Origin of the sequence: Streptomyces sp. NBC_01006 (assembly GCF_045162725.1) — a bacterium.
Taxonomy (GTDB): domain Bacteria; phylum Actinomycetota; class Actinomycetes; order Streptomycetales; family Streptomycetaceae; genus Streptomyces.
The window spans coordinates 5,461,642-5,476,507 of the sequence record NZ_CP108700.1 but is presented as its reverse complement, the minus strand read 5'-3'; the positions used below and the strand labels follow the sequence as shown (position 1 = coordinate 5,476,507).

General features: G+C 73.0%; 17 protein-coding genes. 8 read left to right on the top strand and 9 right to left on the bottom strand.

Annotation, left to right across the window (positions count from 1 at the left end; all coding sequences use genetic code 11):
- The first annotated feature begins 1 nt into the window (after position 1).
- Entirely contained in the window at positions 2-211 is a 210-nt protein-coding gene (locus OG509_RS25245) for a helix-turn-helix domain-containing protein (protein ID WP_008741547.1), read from the top strand.
- Positions 211-774 (top strand): Clp protease N-terminal domain-containing protein, encoded by a 564-nt coding sequence (locus tag OG509_RS25240; protein ID WP_406184768.1) that lies wholly within the window; start codon positions 211-213, stop codon positions 772-774. Before OG509_RS25245 ends, OG509_RS25240 begins: the two co-directional genes overlap by 1 nt.
- 60 nt (positions 775-834) lie before the next feature.
- Here the strand turns inward: OG509_RS25240 and OG509_RS25235 are convergent, their stop codons facing one another.
- From OG509_RS25235 to OG509_RS25225, 3 genes are all read right to left on the bottom strand, one after another.
- Positions 835-1,731 (bottom strand): helix-turn-helix transcriptional regulator, encoded by an 897-nt coding sequence (locus OG509_RS25235; protein ID WP_406184766.1) that lies wholly within the window; start codon positions 1,729-1,731, stop codon positions 835-837.
- A 1-nt stretch (position 1,732) separates the two neighbouring features.
- A complete protein-coding gene (locus OG509_RS25230; RefSeq protein ID WP_406184765.1) occupies positions 1,733-2,662 on the bottom strand; it encodes a DUF4097 family beta strand repeat-containing protein in 930 nt (309 codons plus the stop codon).
- Positions 2,663-2,832: 170 nt separating this feature from the next.
- On the bottom strand, positions 2,833-3,765 hold the full coding sequence (locus tag OG509_RS25225) for a LysR substrate-binding domain-containing protein (RefSeq protein ID WP_385579326.1): 933 nt from the start codon (positions 3,763-3,765) through the stop codon (positions 2,833-2,835).
- A 207-nt stretch (positions 3,766-3,972) separates the two neighbouring features.
- On the opposite strand from OG509_RS25225, the gene snpA reads away from it, so the two are divergent.
- Positions 3,973-4,644, top strand: coding sequence for a snapalysin (snpA, locus tag OG509_RS25220; RefSeq protein ID WP_406184764.1), 672 nt, complete (start codon positions 3,973-3,975; stop codon positions 4,642-4,644).
- On the opposite strand, the gene OG509_RS25215 is transcribed toward snpA, so the two are convergent.
- From OG509_RS25215 to OG509_RS25200, 4 genes are all read right to left on the bottom strand, one after another.
- Positions 4,645-4,881: a hypothetical protein gene (locus OG509_RS25215; protein WP_385579331.1), complete on the bottom strand. Its 237-nt coding sequence runs from the start codon at positions 4,879-4,881 to the stop codon at positions 4,645-4,647.
- 62 nt (positions 4,882-4,943) lie between these two features.
- Positions 4,944-5,552, bottom strand: a complete 609-nt coding sequence (locus tag OG509_RS25210) for a GNAT family N-acetyltransferase (RefSeq protein ID WP_406184763.1) — start codon at positions 5,550-5,552, stop codon at positions 4,944-4,946.
- A gap of 136 nt (positions 5,553-5,688) precedes the next feature.
- Complete coding sequence (locus tag OG509_RS25205) at positions 5,689-6,744, bottom strand: family 2 encapsulin nanocompartment cargo protein polyprenyl transferase (protein WP_406184761.1); 1,056 nt, start codon at positions 6,742-6,744, stop codon at positions 5,689-5,691.
- Between the two features lie 41 nt (positions 6,745-6,785).
- The gene (locus OG509_RS25200) at positions 6,786-8,192 is read right to left on the bottom strand and encodes a family 2B encapsulin nanocompartment shell protein (RefSeq protein WP_406184759.1); all 1,407 of its coding nucleotides are present in this window, start codon (positions 8,190-8,192) and stop codon (positions 6,786-6,788) included.
- A 237-nt stretch (positions 8,193-8,429) separates the two neighbouring features.
- Between OG509_RS25200 and OG509_RS25195 the strand changes: the two genes are divergently transcribed.
- The 5 genes from OG509_RS25195 (at position 8,430) to OG509_RS25175 (ending at position 12,388) form a co-directional block, all read left to right on the top strand.
- On the top strand, positions 8,430-8,885 hold the full coding sequence (locus tag OG509_RS25195) for an RrF2 family transcriptional regulator (RefSeq protein ID WP_406184758.1): 456 nt from the start codon (positions 8,430-8,432) through the stop codon (positions 8,883-8,885).
- Positions 8,886-9,019: 134 nt separating this feature from the next.
- Positions 9,020-10,216 (top strand): globin domain-containing protein, encoded by a 1,197-nt coding sequence (locus OG509_RS25190; RefSeq protein ID WP_406184757.1) that lies wholly within the window; start codon positions 9,020-9,022, stop codon positions 10,214-10,216.
- A 152-nt stretch (positions 10,217-10,368) separates the two neighbouring features.
- A complete protein-coding gene (locus OG509_RS25185) occupies positions 10,369-10,959 on the top strand; it encodes an N-acetylmuramoyl-L-alanine amidase (RefSeq protein ID WP_406184756.1) in 591 nt (196 codons plus the stop codon).
- Between the two features lie 41 nt (positions 10,960-11,000).
- Positions 11,001-11,483 carry a GNAT family N-acetyltransferase gene (locus tag OG509_RS25180; protein WP_406184755.1) on the top strand — a complete coding sequence of 161 codons (483 nt, stop codon included), beginning with the start codon at positions 11,001-11,003 and terminating at the stop codon, positions 11,481-11,483.
- Positions 11,480-12,388, top strand: a complete 909-nt coding sequence (locus tag OG509_RS25175) for a 1-aminocyclopropane-1-carboxylate deaminase/D-cysteine desulfhydrase (protein ID WP_406184754.1) — start codon at positions 11,480-11,482, stop codon at positions 12,386-12,388. Before OG509_RS25180 ends, OG509_RS25175 begins: the two co-directional genes overlap by 4 nt.
- An 8-nt stretch (positions 12,389-12,396) precedes the next feature.
- Here the strand turns inward: OG509_RS25175 and OG509_RS25170 are convergent, their stop codons facing one another.
- On the bottom strand, positions 12,397-13,194 hold the full coding sequence (locus OG509_RS25170; RefSeq protein ID WP_406184753.1) for a hypothetical protein: 798 nt from the start codon (positions 13,192-13,194) through the stop codon (positions 12,397-12,399).
- A gap of 72 nt (positions 13,195-13,266) precedes the next feature.
- Positions 13,267-14,844, bottom strand: coding sequence for a Na+/H+ antiporter (locus OG509_RS25165; protein WP_406184752.1), 1,578 nt, complete (start codon positions 14,842-14,844; stop codon positions 13,267-13,269).
- Positions 14,845-14,866 lie beyond the last annotated feature (22 nt).

Sequence of the window (14,866 nt, the reverse complement as noted above, 5' to 3'; positions counted from 1 at the left end):
CATGACAGAAGCGACGGATCTCGCCGAGCGGGCCGGTGACCGCGATCCGCGGGTGGGCCTGCGTGCCGTGGCCGCCCTCCGCAGGCTGCTGGAGCAGCTGGAGGCCGTACAGGTGCGCAGCGCCCGCGCCCAGGGCTGGTCCTGGCAGGAGATCGCGGCCGAGCTGGGCGTCAGCCGGCAGGCCGTGCACAAGAAGCACGGGAGGGTCTGATGTTCGAACGCTTCACGCAGGACGCCAGGGACACCGTGGTGGGCGCCGTGGCCGAGGCCCGGCAGGCGGGGGCCGCCACCGTCACCGAGGAGCACCTGCTCCTGGCCCTGCTGGGCCGGGGCGCGCTGGACCCTCTGGGCGTCGACCGCGCCGCGATGGCGGCGGACCTCGCCGCGGCCCGCCGTCGGGGCGGCATGTCCCGGGCGGACGAGGAGGCCCTCGCGGGCCTCGGCATCGACCTGACCGCGATCCTCTCCCGGGTCGAGGAGGCCCACGGCGAGGGCGTACTGGCCGCCGCGGCCCCGCGGCGGCGGACCCTGGGCTCCTCGCTCCGCTCGGCGCTGGGCCGCCCGGAGCCGGTGAGCAGGCACGTCCCCTTCGCGCAGGGCTCGAAGAAGACCCTGGAAAAGGCCCTGCGCATCGCGCTGGGCCGCCACGACCGCCACATCGCCGCCCTGCACCTGCTGCTGGCACTGCTCTCGCGCCCGGGCACGGCCGCCGAGGTCCTGGCGGACCACGGCGTCACGTACGCGGCGGCCGAGGCGGGCCTGACGGCGGCCTGACGCGCGGCCCGGCTCCCGGCCCGACTCGCGACCTGTCGCGACCGGCGGGATGCCTCGGGCCTACCGCTTCGGCCGGAGCGTCTCGGCCAGGCGGTCCGCGGCCGCCGCGAGGTGGGCGCGGGCCTCGGCCAGCTTGGCCGGGGTGACGCCGTGGTCGCGGGCGGCGTCGCGGACGTCGTCGCGGAAGCGGTCGAGCAGCCGGTCCAGGTCACGGGCCGGATCGCCGGTGGGGGCGAGGTCCTCGGCCCAGCGCGGGCCGGCGGCCGTGCTCGCGGAGGCGGAGGCGGTGGTCGTGGTGGTGTCCTTACCGGGGCCACCGAGCCAGCTTCCGGCCAGATTGCCCAGCACCCCGCCGGACTTCGCGAACTGCTCCTGGAACTGGACCGCGATCCGCATGACCTCCTCGCGCGCCCGCTCCTGCGCCTCCTTGGCCTGGCGGCGGGCCTGCTGGGCCTCCTCGCGGGCCCGGCGGGACTCGTCCTTCGCCCGGCGCGCCTGCTCCTTCCACTCCTGCTTGGCCTTGCGCAGCTCCTCCTTGGCCGCCGCCCAGGAGGCGTCCTCGACCGGGGCCGCCGACGCGGAGGCCGCGGCCCGCATCTCCCGCCGCAGCGCGCCCGCCGCGCCCCGTACGTCGTCGCGGATCTCGGCGGCCAGTTCGGAGACCGAGTCACGGATCTCCAGCTCCAGGTCGGCGAGCTCACCGCCGCGGTCGGCCAGCTCGGCGCGGCCCGCCTCGGTGATGGAGTACACCTTGCGCCCGCCTTCGGTGGCGTACGTGACCAGACCCTCGGCCTCCAGCTTGGCCAGCCGGGGGTACACCGTGCCCGCGGAGGGCGCGTACAGGCCCTGGAAGCGCTCCTCCAGCAGGCGGATCACCTCGTAGCCGTGCCGCGGGGCCTCGTCCAGCAGCTTGAGCAGGTAGAGGCGGAGTCGGCCGTGGGCGAAGACGGGCGGCATGTCAGAGCACCTTCTTGTCGAGCACGAGGGGGGCGGCGGAGCCTTCGTCGGACGGGGCGTCGGCGGCCGGGCGGCGCAGCAGGGCGATGGAACCCGAGACCGTGGTGGCCCGCAGGGTGCCGGTGCCCGCGCCGAGCGTGCCGGCGATGCGCTTGGCGGCGAAGTGGCCGGAGACGAGCAGGTCCTCGAAGGCGTTGGAGACGCCGCCGGTGGCCGTATTGGCCTCCACCCTCGCGTCGGCGGGGTGCGGGAGGCGGATGGCGACCTGCCCGGAGACGGAGTTCAGGGAGATGTCCACGGGGCGCGGGGCGGCCGGGTCGAGGGCGAGGTCGATGAGCATGTCACCGCTGACCGAGTCGGCCCGTACGCTGCCGCCCGCGCCGTCGACGACGGTCAGACCGCCGGAGACGGAGTGGAAGCCGAGCTCGCCGGTGACGGACTGGGCCTCGACGCCGCCGGAGACGGTGTTCGCGGTGACCTTGCCGGACAGGCCGACCAGCGTGACGTCGCCGGAGACCCCGTGGACGTCGGTGCCGGCGGCGATGCCGGAGACGACCGCGGCGGCGCCGACGGCCGCGAGCTGTACGCGGGTGGCGGCGGGGACGGTGAGGGTGACGGTGGCGCTGCGCTCCCAGGACTTGCGGCCCAGACCCGTGCGGGTCCAGGACTTCCAGGGCTTGCCCTCCAGCCACTCCTTGAAGCCCTGGGAGCCGTTCCAGGGGAGGTCCTCGTAGGAGACGGTGAGGGTGCCGCCCTCCTGCACGACGTACAGCGGCGGCCCGTCGACCGCGGCCACCTCCAGCCGGGCCGGACCCTCGTCGGCGACGACGTTCACCGTGCCGCCCACGACACGGACGCGGAGCTCGGTCACCGGCTCCTCGAAGGTGAGCTTCTGCGGTTCGGCGACCGACCACGTCTTCTGCTCTGCCATGGTGCTGATCCTCCTCGGCGTACGGACTCGGCACGCAACATATCGCGTCTTCTGATGAACACGATATATCGCGGATTCCCGAAGTCAAGCCTCGACCTTGCGGCAGGGCAGCCGTCAGCGGCCCCGCGCCTCGAACGGGCGGCGGGGCCGGTTGTCGCGTTGTATCGCGGCTACGCCGCCAGGAGGGGGCTTTCGTGGTGGTGAAGCCAGGCGCGGTAAGGGGGTGTGCGCAGGGCGGCCTCGCGGTAGGCGGCGCGGAGGTCCTCGAAGACCTCGGCGTGGGCGCCCGGGCGGGTGGCCAGCAGCAGCCGGACCGCCAGGGGATCGCCGGACAGCGGACGTATCGCCATGTCGTCGCGCGGCCCCGACGTCGGCTGGCAGGGGGCCACCGCCTCGCCGGAGACGATCAGCGAGGTCGCGGTGTGGTAGTCGGCGTGCAGTACCGGCGGGTCCAGGCCGGCCCCGGCGAACACCCGGCGCAGGCCGTCCCATTCGCCGTCCACGGAGGGGTCGACCGTCCACCGGTCGGCCGCCAGGTCCTGTAACTCGACCACCGGCCGGCGCGCCGCCGGATGGTCCCGGGACATCGACACGAACTGCGGCTCGCGCTCCATCAGGATCCGCAGCTCCAGCCCGGCCGGCACCCGCAGCGGACAGCCCTCCACCTCGTGGACGAACGCCACGTCCAGCTGCCCCGAAGCCACCATCCGCAGCAGGGCGTTGGCGGAGACGTCCACCACCAGCGAGGTCTCGGTGTCCGGCATCCGGCGGTGGATCCGGCGCAGCCACCCCGGTATCGCGCGGCTGGCGGTGGAGCCGATGTTCAGCCGGGGCCCGCGGGCCAGCGCCCTCGCCTCGGCGACGAGCGCGGCCATCTCGGCCAGCAGCGGACGGGCCCGGCCCAGGACGCTGCGGCCGAAAGGGGTGGGCCGGCAGCCGGTGCGCTCACGCAGGAACAGCTCGCCGTCCAGGGCGCGTTCGATGCGCCGCAGCTGGGTCGTCAGGGAGGGCTGGCTCACGCCGAGCTGCCGCGCGGCTTTGTGCAGACTGCCGGCGTCGGCAATGGCGCACAGTGCGCGCAGGTGCCTCACCTCGAGCTCCATGACCCGAGAGTAGGCCGGTCCCAGCGGACCGCACCAGCCACTGATACCCCATCGAATCCCGCCATTCTCACGGAAGTTGACCTTCCGAAATCTTCCCGATAGGGCCGCGCTATCGGTGTCTGACATCATCCGCCGGCCGCTCCCGCTCCCGCAGACTCCGGTACCGAACGACCCACCCCCCGCACCGGATGAGTAGGAGCCCCCCACATGCGCCACTCCCGTACGTCCCGAAAGGCCGTCCTGGCCGCCACCATCGGCCTCGGCTTCGCCGCCGCGCTCGGCGCCGTCCCCACCGCCAGCGCCGCCCCCGCCCCCGCCCCCGTCGGCAACGCCGCGACCTACTCGGCGTACGAGCGCTCGCAGGAGAACCAGGACGCGAACCGCGCCTTCTTCGAGGCCGTGCAGCGCTCGGTCGCCGAGCAGCGCGCCGCGAACCCGGGCGTCCTCGCGGTGACCGTCACGTACAACACGCGCAACGCGCCCAGCTTCCGCAGCCAGATAGCCAGCTCCACCCAGATATGGAACAGCTCGGTCTCGAACGTGAAGCTCCAGGAGGTCTCCTCCGGCGGGAACTTCTCGTACTACGAGGGCAACGACTCGCGCGGTTCGTACGCGAGCACGGACGGCCACGGCCGGGGCTACATCTTCCTCGACTACCGGCAGAACCAGCAGTACAACTCCACCCGGGTGACCGCGCACGAGACCGGACACGTGCTCGGCCTGCCGGACCACTACTCGGGCCCCTGCTCCGAGCTGATGTCGGGCGGCGGCCCCGGCACCTCCTGCCAGAACCCCTACCCGAACAGCACGGAGCGCTCCCGCGTGAACCAGCTGTGGGTCAACGGGCTGGCCGCGTCGGGCCTGGGGACGAAAAGCTAGCTAGAGCTCGGGCAGTTTGCCCACCTCGGCTTCGTACTCGGGGCAGTCCGGGTTCTTGCAGGGACCCGGCACCCACTCCGGGATGAAGATCCCGAGCGCCTTGCGCCGCCGTACGAGGGTGTCGACGGAGCGACCGCAGACCGGGCACGCGAGCTGATCGTGCCCGGCCTGCGGGGCCACCACGTCATGCGGCCCCGGGTGGCGCCCACCCTGCTGTTGGTGCTGTTCACCGGCCATACCTCCACGGTAGGCCGGTTCCGCGCGTTCGGCGGCTCCGGCACCCGACGTCGCGAGGGCGATTACGCCGTCCCCTGCGGCTTGCGCCACATCGGCCACATCAGCGGCCCCTCCGGCAGGCGCACCGCCTCGCCCGTGAACTCCCAGCCGAGCCGTTCGTACAGCCCCCTGCTGCGCTCGCTGCTCGCCTCCAGGTACGCCGGCACGCCCTCGCGGTCGCACCGCTCCAGCACCGGCCGCATCAGCTCGGTCCCGAGCCCCTCGCCCTGGCGGTCCGGGGCGACCGCGATCATCAGCAGGTACTCGTGCTCCTCGGCGGTCGGGTGGACCTCGCCCGTCAGCCGGCCGACCAGCTCGCACCGCTCGTTGTCGGGGTCGGCGGCCTCCCGCATCCTCGCCGGGACGTCGTCCTCGGCGGCTTCCCCCTCCGGCTCCCCCGCCGGGACCCGCAGCCACAGGGCGGCCGCCGAGCCGTCCACCGCGTAGTCGATCCGGCCCTCCTCCAGTGCCACGTCCACGAAGACGCCCAGGAACCTGCCGTGCACGGCGGCCCGGTGCGCCGGATCCGGGAAGACCCAGCTGCTCACCGGGTCGGTGCGGAAGGCCTCGTCGAGGAGGCGGGCCACCGCATCCCGGTCCGCCTGGTCTGCCTGACGTATCTCCAGCGCCACTGGTCACACCCTTCGCTCACGTTTCAACTACCGCGAGCGATCCTAGAGTTGGCCCGGAACAGCGGAAAGCCCCGTTCCGGCACCATGCAGTGCCGGAACAGGGCTTGCGTGCGACCGTCCACCCCGCGCTACGGGCTCACCGCGTACGCCGCGTCACGAACTCCGCCAGCGCCAGCAGCCCGCCCGCCGCCCCGAGGTCCGGCACGGCCCGGGACAGCAGCTGCACCGCCCGGCCCATCCGGTCCGCGGCATGGGCCTGCGCCCAGTCGCGCCCGCCGGCCCGGTCCACCGCCTCGGCGGCCCTTCGTACGTCGTCCGCGGTCATGGGCCCCGCGTACAGGGCCGCCAGCTCCTCGCCGGCGGTGGTCCCCGAGGTGAGGGCGGCCACGACCGGGAGGGACTTCTTGCGGGCGATCAGATCGGCCCCGGCGGGCTTGCCGGTGTGCCCCGGATCCCCCCAGATGCCGATCAGGTCGTCGATCAGCTGGAAGGCCAGCCCGGCCTCCCGCCCGAACGCGTCCATCGCGTCGACCTCGTCCGGGCCGGCGCCCGCGTAGAGCGCGCCGAGCGCGCAGGCGCAGCCCAGCAGGGCCCCCGTCTTGGCCGTCGCCATGGTCAGGCACTCGTCGAGCGAGACGTACGGGCGCTGCTCGAACGCGCAGTCCGCCTGCTGGCCGGCGCACAGCTCGATGACGCAGGTCGCGAGCCGCGCCGAGGCCGCCGCCGAGGCGGGGTGCGGGTCCTCCGCCAGCAGCCGCAGCGCGAGCGCCATCATGGCGTCGCCGGTGATGATCGCGTCCGGTATCCCGAACACGGTCCAGGCGGTGGGCCTGCCCCGGCGCTTCGTGTCCTTGTCGATGACGTCGTCGTGCAGCAGCGTGAAGTTGTGCGCCAGCTCCACGGCCACCGCCGCCCGTACGGCGCCCTCGGCCTCCTTCTCGTCCCGGCCGCCCCGCAGGGCCCGGGCCGCGGCGAGCACGAGGGCGGGCCGGATGGCCTTGCCCGCGTTGCCCGCGGCCGGGGTGCCGTCAGCCTGCTCCCAGCCGAAGTGGTACATCGCCACGCGCCGCATCGAGCCGGGCAGGCTCTCGACCGTGCGGCGCAGTTCCGGGTTGACCGTTTCTCTTGTCCGCTCCAGCAGGGCCGCGGCCTCGTGCCCCTCGCCGGTCGTGATGGCCTCAGTGGTGCCCATGGCGTGTCCCCGATCCCCGGTCGTCCCGCTCGGCCGGCCGCTCAGCGCCAGCGGGCGATCTCGACGTTCTCCAGGATGCCGAGCGCGTCCGGCACCAGCACCGCGGCGGAGAAGTACGCGGTGACCAGGTACGAGATGATCGCCTGCTCGCTGATGCCCATGAAGCGCACCGACATGCTCGGCTCGATCTCGTCCGGGATGCCGGGCTGGTGGAGGCCGATGACACCGGACTCGTCCTCGCCGGTGCGCATGCAGAGGATGGACGTCGTCCGCGCGTCGCTGATCGGGATCTTGTTGCACGGGAAGAGCGGCACGCCGCGCCAGGTCGTCATGCGGTGGCCGCCGACGTCGATGGTCTCCGGGACCAGGCCGCGCTTGTTGCACTCGCGGCCGAAGGCGGCGATGGCCTGGGGGTGGGCGAGGAACATGTCGGAGCCGCGCCGCATGCTGAGCAGCTGGTCCAGGTCGTCGGGGCCGGGCCCGCCGTCGTGCGGCTGGATGCGCTGGTCGTACTCGGCGTTGTGGAGCAGGCCGAACTCCGGGTTGTTGAGCATCTCGTGCTCCTGGCGCTCGCGCAGCGCCTCGACCGTGAGCCGCAACTGCTGCTCGGTCTGGTTCATCGGCTGGTTGTAGAGGTCGGCGACGCGCGTGTGCACCCGCAGGACCGTTTGTGCAATGGAGAGCTCGTACTCGCGCGGCCTGGCCTCGTAGTCCACGAAGGTGCCGGGGAGGACCGCCTCGCCGTGGTGACCGGCGGAGAGGTCGATCGCGGCCTCGCCGTACTGGTTGGCGCGCTGGGCGGGCAGGGAGCGCTGGGCCTCCACGTGGGCGCGCAGCGAGTCGACCCGGTCGGCGAGCAGCCGGAAGTCCTGGCGGGAGAGGACGAGCGCGGTGCCGGAGGTGACGGCCCGGGCGGTGTACTCCCAGATCGCCTCCTCGTCGACGAGGGAGTCCTCGCCGAAGTAGGCGCCGTCGGCGACGGTGCGCAGGACGGCGTCGTCCCCGTACGGGCCGGGGCCGATCTGCTCGATGCGGCCGTGCGCCAGCAGGAACACGTTGTCGCAGGCGCTGCCGAAGGAGGTCAGCTCCTGACCGGCCTCGAAGTCGATCTGCCGGCACCGCTGGGCGAGCTCGGTGAGCACGTCCAGGTCCTCGTAGGTGCGCAGCAGCGGGAGTTCGCCGAGTTCGGCCGGGATGACCTGGACCTGGGTCCCGGTCTTGATGAACTCCACGCGTCCGTCGCCGACCGAGTAGCTCAGCCGCCGGTTGACCCGGTACGTGCCGCCCTGTACGGACACCCACGGGAGCATCTTCAGGAGCCACCGGGAGGTGATCTCCTGCATCTGCGGCGCGGACTTGGTCGTGGTTGCCAAGTTCCGCGCGGCCGAGGTCGCAAGACTCCTCTGCGGGGTCTGGGCCTCGGATTCGGAACCTGCCTGGACCGACATGTGTATCCCTTTCGATCACTCCATGGATCTGCGGGATGCAGCCTTCCAGTACGGAACGTGGTGGGACCATTACACAAAAGGGTGGGACTACTCCGTCCGGGCGTGGGCACTCTTTGGAGTTCACCTCCTTCACGCGAGGCCCGTTCCATCCCACTGGTTCCAGCCACCCCGGATTTCGGAGCGGGGCCGGGGCGGCTTTAATTTGCATGACAGATGCGAGTTTTCTAGGGTGGGGTCATGCGGTTGACCCGATTCACCGACCTGGCCCTGCGCGTCCTGATGCGTCTCGCCGTCGCGGACGCGGACCTCCCCACCACGCGCGACGTGGCGGCGACCATGGAGGTCCCGTACACGCACACGGCGAAAGTGGTCGCCCGGCTGCAGCACCTCGGCCTGGTCGAGGCGCGGCGCGGCCGCGGCGGCGGACTCGCGCTGACCGCCGCCGGCCGGGCGGCCTCGGTGGGCGGGGTGGTCCGCGAGCTGGAGGGCGCGGGGGACGTCGTGGACTGCGAAGGCGCCACCCCCTGCCCGCTGCGCGGGGCCTGCGTCCTGCGGGGCGCGCTGCGCCGGGCCCAGGAGGCCTTCTTCGCCGCACTGGACCCGCTGACGGTGGACGACCTGGTCGCGGCGCCGACCGGCCCGGTGCTGCTGGGCATCGCGGGCGGACCGCCGGGGCGGACCGCGAGCCCCTGAACCCCGGGGGCCGGCCGGCCGGTTCCCGACACCTGACATCAACGGCCCGAACAGGTGTACCCACACCCAAAAATAAGCATCCTGAATACCTATTACTTGACGCAGACGTACCCGACGCGAAGAGGAGCTCCCCCATGCTGTCCGAGAAGTCGACCGAGATCGTACGCGCCACCCTGCCCGCCGTCGGCGCGGCCATCGGCGACATCGCGGACCTCTTCTACACGAAGCTGTTCGCGGCCCACCCCGAGCTGCTCCGCGACCTGTTCAACCGCGGCAACCAGAGCGCCGGCCTCCAGAACCAGGCCCTCGCCGGCTCCATCGCGGCCTTCGCCACCCACCTCGTCGCCCACCCGGACACCCGCCCCGACGTGATGCTGCACCGGATCGCCCACAAGCACGCCTCCCTCGGCGTCACCCGCGAGCAGTACCCCGTCGTCCACCACCACCTCTTCCAGGCGATCGCCGAGATCCTCGGCGAGGCCGTCACCCCCGAGGTGGCCGAGGCCTGGGACGAGGTCTACTGGCTGATGGCCAACGCCCTGATCGCCATCGAGGAACGGCTCTACGCCGAGCAGCAGGTACTGGCCGGCGACGTCTGGCGCACCTGGACGGTCACCGCCCGCGTCGAGGAGACCGCGGACTGCACCACCTTCCACCTGGCCCCGGCGGACGGCGCCCCGGCCCCCTCCTTCAAGCCCGGCCAGTACGTCTCGGTCCAGGTCGAACTGCCGGACGGAGCGCGCCAGATACGCCAGTACAGCCTGTCCGGCGCACCCGGCTCCCCGGTCCGCTCGATCACCGTCAAGCGGATCCACGGCGCGGCGGCCGCAGGCCCCGACGGCGAGGTCTCGAACCACCTCCACGCCCGGATCGCGACCGGCGACACCCTGCGGGTCTCGGCCCCGTACGGCGACCTCGTCCTGCGGGACTCCGCCGCGCCGGTCCTGCTCGCCTCGGCCGGGATCGGCTGCACCCCGATGCTGTCGATGCTGGAGCACCTGGCCGACACCGGGCACGCCGCCCCCGTGACCGTCCTGCACGCCGACCGCTCCCCCGCCGACCACGCGCTGCGGGCCGACCACCGGGCCCTGACGCACAAGCTCGCCGACGCCTCGGCCCGCTTCTGGTACGAGGCCGCCGCCGAGCCGGGCGACGGCGAGGGCCGCCTCGACCTGACGGACGTACCGGTGGCCCCGGGCACGAAGGCTTACCTGTGCGGGCCGCTCCCCTTCATGCGGACCGTGCGCGCGCAGCTTCTCGCCAAGGGCGTGCCCGCCTCGGACATCCACTACGAGGTGTTCGGGCCGGACCTGTGGCTGGCCTCCGCGTAACTCCCGTGGCGGGTGGGCCGGTCGGGACGAGTGTCCGGATCGGCTCGCTCGCCGTACGAAGGCACTAGCCCGGAGGGGCGGCCTCCACTACACCGGAGAGCAATGAGGTGGACACGCAAGGTGACCACCGCGCACCCGGAGAGGAGGCGGCCATGTCCGCACCCATGTCCGCGGACCGGTTCATCGGCGCACTGCGGAACGAGGGTCTGACCGTCGTCGAGGTGGGCGCCTGGCGCACCCACAACCGCAACCACAAGGGCCCGTGGGGCCCCGTGAACGGGGTGATGATCCACCACACCGTCACGCACGGCACGAAGTTCACCGTCGAGCTCTGCCGTGACGGCGACGAGGACCTCCCGGGCCCGCTCTGCCACGGCGTCATCACCAAGGACGGCCGGGTCCACCTGGTCGGCTACGGCCGTGCCAACCACGCCGGGGCGGGCGACTCGGACGTCCTGGCAGCGGTGATCGCGGAGAAGCGGCTCCCGCCGGACCGCCACGCGGACACCGACGGCAACCGGCACTTCTACGGCTTCGAGTGCGAGAACCTGGGCGACGGCCACGACCCCTGGCCGGAGGTCCAACTGGATGCCATGGCCCGCGCGGCGGCGGCCGTGTGCCGGGTCCACGGCTGGACCGAGCGCTCGGTGATCGGCCACCTCGAATGGCAGCCCGGCAAGATCGACCCGAAGGGCTTCACGATGGACGCGTTCCGCGCCCGGGTGGGAGAACGCCTCGAATAAGGGGGTTGACGCCGGGAAGATCCACGGGCTTCCCTGACCCGATGACCGATGATCTCCGAATCGAACGGGTGACGGACGAAGCCTCCCTCCAGGACTGGCGCCACGTCCACAACGTGATCGTTCCCCCGGACGCCCTCACCCTCGACGAGGTGCGCGAGCGGGCCGGGCGCCACCTCCTGGACGTCGCGTACCTCGGCGACGCGCTCGTCGGCTGCATGACCGTACGCCGGCCCACGGCCGACGCCCCGTCGGTGGCCACCGTGATCGCCCGGATCCTGCCCGCCCGCCGCGGGCAGGGCTTCGGCGCCGCGCTCTACGCCCACGGCCTGACCGAGGCACACGCACTCGTCCCCGCCCCCGACACGATCGAGACGATCGTCCTGGCCTCCAACGAGGACGGCCTGCGCTTCGCCCGCACCCACGGCTTCGAGGAATCCGAGCGCTACGTCCTCCCGGGCGCGACGGTCCCGTACGTCCACCTCCGCCTCCCCTCCGACGGCGCGGGGCGGACAATGGCCGGGTGAACCACACCCCAGACCCCGGCGTCGTCCTGCAGCCCCGGCCGGCCTCGCCGGTGGTGGAGGTGCGGGACGAGCGGTTCGGCCGGTACGGGGTGCGGCTGCTGGTGAAGCGGGACGATCTGGTCCATCCCGAGCTGCCGGGCAACAAATGGCGCAAGCTCGCGCCGAATCTGCGGGCCGCCGTCGACGAGGGCTTCCCCGGGGTCGTGACCTTCGGCGGGGCCTACTCGAACCACCTGCGGGCCACCGCCGCGGCCGGGCGGCTGCTGGGGATGGAGACCGTCGGGATCGTCCGCGGCGACGAGCTCGCCGGCCGGCCCCTCAACGACTCCCTGGCCCGGTGCGCGGCGGACGGGATGCGGCTGCACTTCGTCACGCGCTCGGAGTACCGCCGCAAGGCGGAGCCGCAGGTGCTGGCCCGGCTGCTGGCGGGGGCCGGGGCTGCCTCGTCGTACGTCGTCCCCGAGGGCGGCAGCAACGCGCTCGCGCTGGAGGGGTGTGCGGAGCTGGGGCGCGAGCTGCGGGGCCTGTCGGACGTGGTCGCGGTGGCGTGCGGTACGGGGGGCACGCTGGCCGGGCTGGCGGCGGGGCTGGCCCCGGGCCAGCGGGCGTTGGGCGTGCCCGTGCTGGCGGGGGAGTTCCTGGGGGCGGAGATACGTTCCCTCCAGGAGGCGGCCTTCGGCGGCCCGGCCGGGGAGTGGAGCCTGGCGGAGGGCTTCCACCACGGCGGCTACGCACGCGTCCCCGCACTGCTCGACGCGTTCGCCGCCGATTTCGAGGAGCGGCACGGGTTCCCGGTCGAGCGGATCTACGTGGCCAAGCTGCTCTGGGCCCTGGCCGCCCTCACGGAGTCGGGCGCCTTCCCCCCGGGCACGACCCTGACCGCCGTCGTCACCGGCCGCCCCTAGGGGGTGTCTTACGGATCAGGGAGACACCCCCTAGCCCGCCCGGCGCGCGTGCGGTGCCAGTACCAGCGGGTGGCCGCCAGGAGGGCCAATCCGTAGCCCGCGAAGGCCGCGTAGCCGATCCACGCCACCCACAGGACGTCGCCGGCGGAGTGGAAGTCCCCCTGGCGAACGGGCAGCGCGCCCAGTTGGGCCGGCACCAGGTAGGCCAGCCCCAGCAGGCCGTACGGCACCAGCGTGCCCACGCCGATGAGCGCCGGAGTCAGCGGCAGCCATCGCGGCAGGCGCAGCCCCCACGGCCGGATCAGGCAGAACAGCAGCAGGAGCCCGAGCAGGGCCATCAGGACCGTGCCGTCCAGCCCCCATCGCTCCAGGGTGAGCCACAGCCGCGACGCCCCGTTCCGCTCGGAGGCCTCCAGCACATCCGTCCCGTCGATCCCCGCGAACGACCCGCCCAGCGCCCAGTTCAGCTTCATGGCGACGTACGGCAGGAAGCTCAGCACCCCGACGTACGCGATCCACCGCCCCGGTGGTCCCTGGGCCGCGGCCCGTCCCCGGCTCGCGGCCCTGGCGAGCGCCACCGCCCCCGCCAGGCCGAGCGCATGCACCACCGCCGCGGGCAGACTGTCCACCCCCTGCCCGAACAGCAGCCCGATCACGTCCATCAGCAGCGTGCATCCCGCGGCCGCCGACAGGCCGCAGGCCGCCCACAGCAACACCCGTCGCCGCGCGGGCAGGGCCATGGCCGCCGCCGTCACCACCGCCGCCGCGGCGAGGCAGCCGGCGGCCGTTGCGTTCATCGGTGTCATGCACCGAGCCTCGCGGCCCCCGCTGCCCCGCGCGTCCACTCCCGGGACGGTCCCGCTCCCCCGTGCGGGGGATCAGGCCGCGTCCTCGCGGTAGGCCGCCGCTTCCTCCAGGTCCAGTCTGCGGAGCAGGTTCCGGAGCATTTCGTCGTCGATGCGGCGGTGGTCGCGGAGGGTCACGAAGACCTCGCGTTCGGCCGCGATCATCTCCCCCGCCAGACGGCGGTAGACGTCGTCCGCCGATTCACCGGTGACCGGGTTGACCTCGCCCAGCCGCTCCCAGACCGCGTTGCGGCGCCGTTCCATCACCGTGCGCAGCCGCTCCGCCAGCGGCGGCGGCAGCGCGTTCTCGGGCTCCGCCAGCAGCTCCTCCAGCCGGTCCTCCGCCGAGCGCGAGGCCTCGCTCTGGGCCTGGGCCTCCGCCAGGGTCTCCGCCTGCGCGTCCCGCTGCGGCAGCCGCAGCAGCCGGATCAGCGGCGGCAGCGTCAGCCCCTGCACCACCAGCGTGCCGATCACCGTGGTGAAGGTCAGGAACAGGATCAGGTTCCGGTGCGGCACGCTGATCGGCACCGAGAACGCGATCGCCAGCGAGACGACCCCCCGCATCCCGGCCCAGCCCACGATCACCGGCGCCTTCCAGTTGGTGTCCGGCTCCCGCGTCCGGACCCGCTTCGACAGCCGAGGTACGAAGGTGGCCGGGAACACCCACACGAAGCGGGCCACCACCACCGCCAGGAACACCGCCAGCGCGTACCAGGCCGCGTCCCAGCCCTCGTACTCCGCGAGCCCCTTGAGGACCACCGGCAGCTGGAGGCCGATCAGCGCGAAGACCACCGACTCCAGGATGAAGGCGACCATCTTCCACACCGCCTCCTCCTGGAGCCGGGTCGCGAAGTCGACCTGCCAGTTGCGGTGCCCCAGGTACAGCGCCACCACGACGACCGCCAGCACGCCCGAGGCGTGCACCCGCTCGGCCGCCGCGTACGCCACGAACGGGATCAGCAGCGACAGCGTGTTCTGCAGCAGCGGCTCCCGCAGCCGCTTGCGCATGTGGTGGATCGGCACCATCAGCACCAGGCCCACGCCGACCCCGCCCACCGAGGCCAGCAGGAACTCCGCGATCCCGCCCGCCCAGCCGGCGCTCACCCCGACCGCCGCGGCCAGTGCCACCTTGTACGCGGTGATCGCGGTGGCGTCGTTCACCAGGGACTCGCCCTGCAGGATGGTCGTGATCCGGTTCGGCAGCCCCAGCTTGCGGGCGATCGCCGTCGCCGCCACCGCGTCGGGCGGCGCGATCACCGCGCCCAGCACCAGCGCCACCGGCAGCGACAGCCCCGGCACCACCAGGTACGCCGCGTACCCGACGGCGACCGTCGCGAAGAGCACGTACCCGACCGACAGCAGCGCCACGGGCCGGATGTTCGCCCGCAGGTCCAGGTACGAGCTGTCCACCGCGGCCGTGTAGAGCAGCGGCGGGAGCAGCAGCGGCAGCACGATGTGCGGGTCGAGGGCGTACGAAGGCACGCCCGGGAAGTACGAGGCCAGCAACCCGGCGGCGACCAGCAGCAGCGGCGCGGGCACCCGCGTCCAGCGGGCGGCCCCGGCAACGATCGCACTGCCAGCCACCAGCGCCACCAGCGGCAATACCTCCATCGAAGATCCACCCTCGCTCGTC

What these genes read in the sequence shown, in the direction of transcription:
- OG509_RS25200 (WP_406184759.1), bottom strand. Translation starts at nt 8,192, where the DNA reads ATGTCGGTCCAGGCAGGTTCCGAATCCGAGGCCCAGACCCCGCAGAGG.
- snpA (WP_406184764.1), top strand. Translation starts at nt 3,973, where the DNA reads ATGCGCCACTCCCGTACGTCCCGAAAGGCCGTCCTGGCCGCCACCATC.
- OG509_RS25205 (WP_406184761.1), bottom strand. Translation starts at nt 6,744, where the DNA reads ATGGGCACCACTGAGGCCATCACGACCGGCGAGGGGCACGAGGCCGCG.
- OG509_RS25235 (WP_406184766.1), bottom strand. Translation starts at nt 1,731, where the DNA reads ATGCCGCCCGTCTTCGCCCACGGCCGACTCCGCCTCTACCTGCTCAAG.
- OG509_RS25165 (WP_406184752.1), bottom strand. Translation starts at nt 14,844, where the DNA reads ATGGAGGTATTGCCGCTGGTGGCGCTGGTGGCTGGCAGTGCGATCGTT.
- OG509_RS25245 (WP_008741547.1), top strand. Translation starts at nt 2, where the DNA reads ATGACAGAAGCGACGGATCTCGCCGAGCGGGCCGGTGACCGCGATCCG.
- OG509_RS25170 (WP_406184753.1), bottom strand. Translation starts at nt 13,194, where the DNA reads ATGACACCGATGAACGCAACGGCCGCCGGCTGCCTCGCCGCGGCGGCG.
- OG509_RS25230 (WP_406184765.1), bottom strand. Translation starts at nt 2,662, where the DNA reads ATGGCAGAGCAGAAGACGTGGTCGGTCGCCGAACCGCAGAAGCTCACC.
- OG509_RS25180 (WP_406184755.1), top strand. Translation starts at nt 11,001, where the DNA reads ATGACCGATGATCTCCGAATCGAACGGGTGACGGACGAAGCCTCCCTC.
- OG509_RS25190 (WP_406184757.1), top strand. Translation starts at nt 9,020, where the DNA reads ATGCTGTCCGAGAAGTCGACCGAGATCGTACGCGCCACCCTGCCCGCC.
- OG509_RS25240 (WP_406184768.1), top strand. Translation starts at nt 211, where the DNA reads ATGTTCGAACGCTTCACGCAGGACGCCAGGGACACCGTGGTGGGCGCC.
- OG509_RS25225 (WP_385579326.1), bottom strand. Translation starts at nt 3,765, where the DNA reads ATGGAGCTCGAGGTGAGGCACCTGCGCGCACTGTGCGCCATTGCCGAC.
- OG509_RS25215 (WP_385579331.1), bottom strand. Translation starts at nt 4,881, where the DNA reads ATGGCCGGTGAACAGCACCAACAGCAGGGTGGGCGCCACCCGGGGCCG.
- OG509_RS25185 (WP_406184756.1), top strand. Translation starts at nt 10,369, where the DNA reads ATGTCCGCACCCATGTCCGCGGACCGGTTCATCGGCGCACTGCGGAAC.
- OG509_RS25195 (WP_406184758.1), top strand. Translation starts at nt 8,430, where the DNA reads ATGCGGTTGACCCGATTCACCGACCTGGCCCTGCGCGTCCTGATGCGT.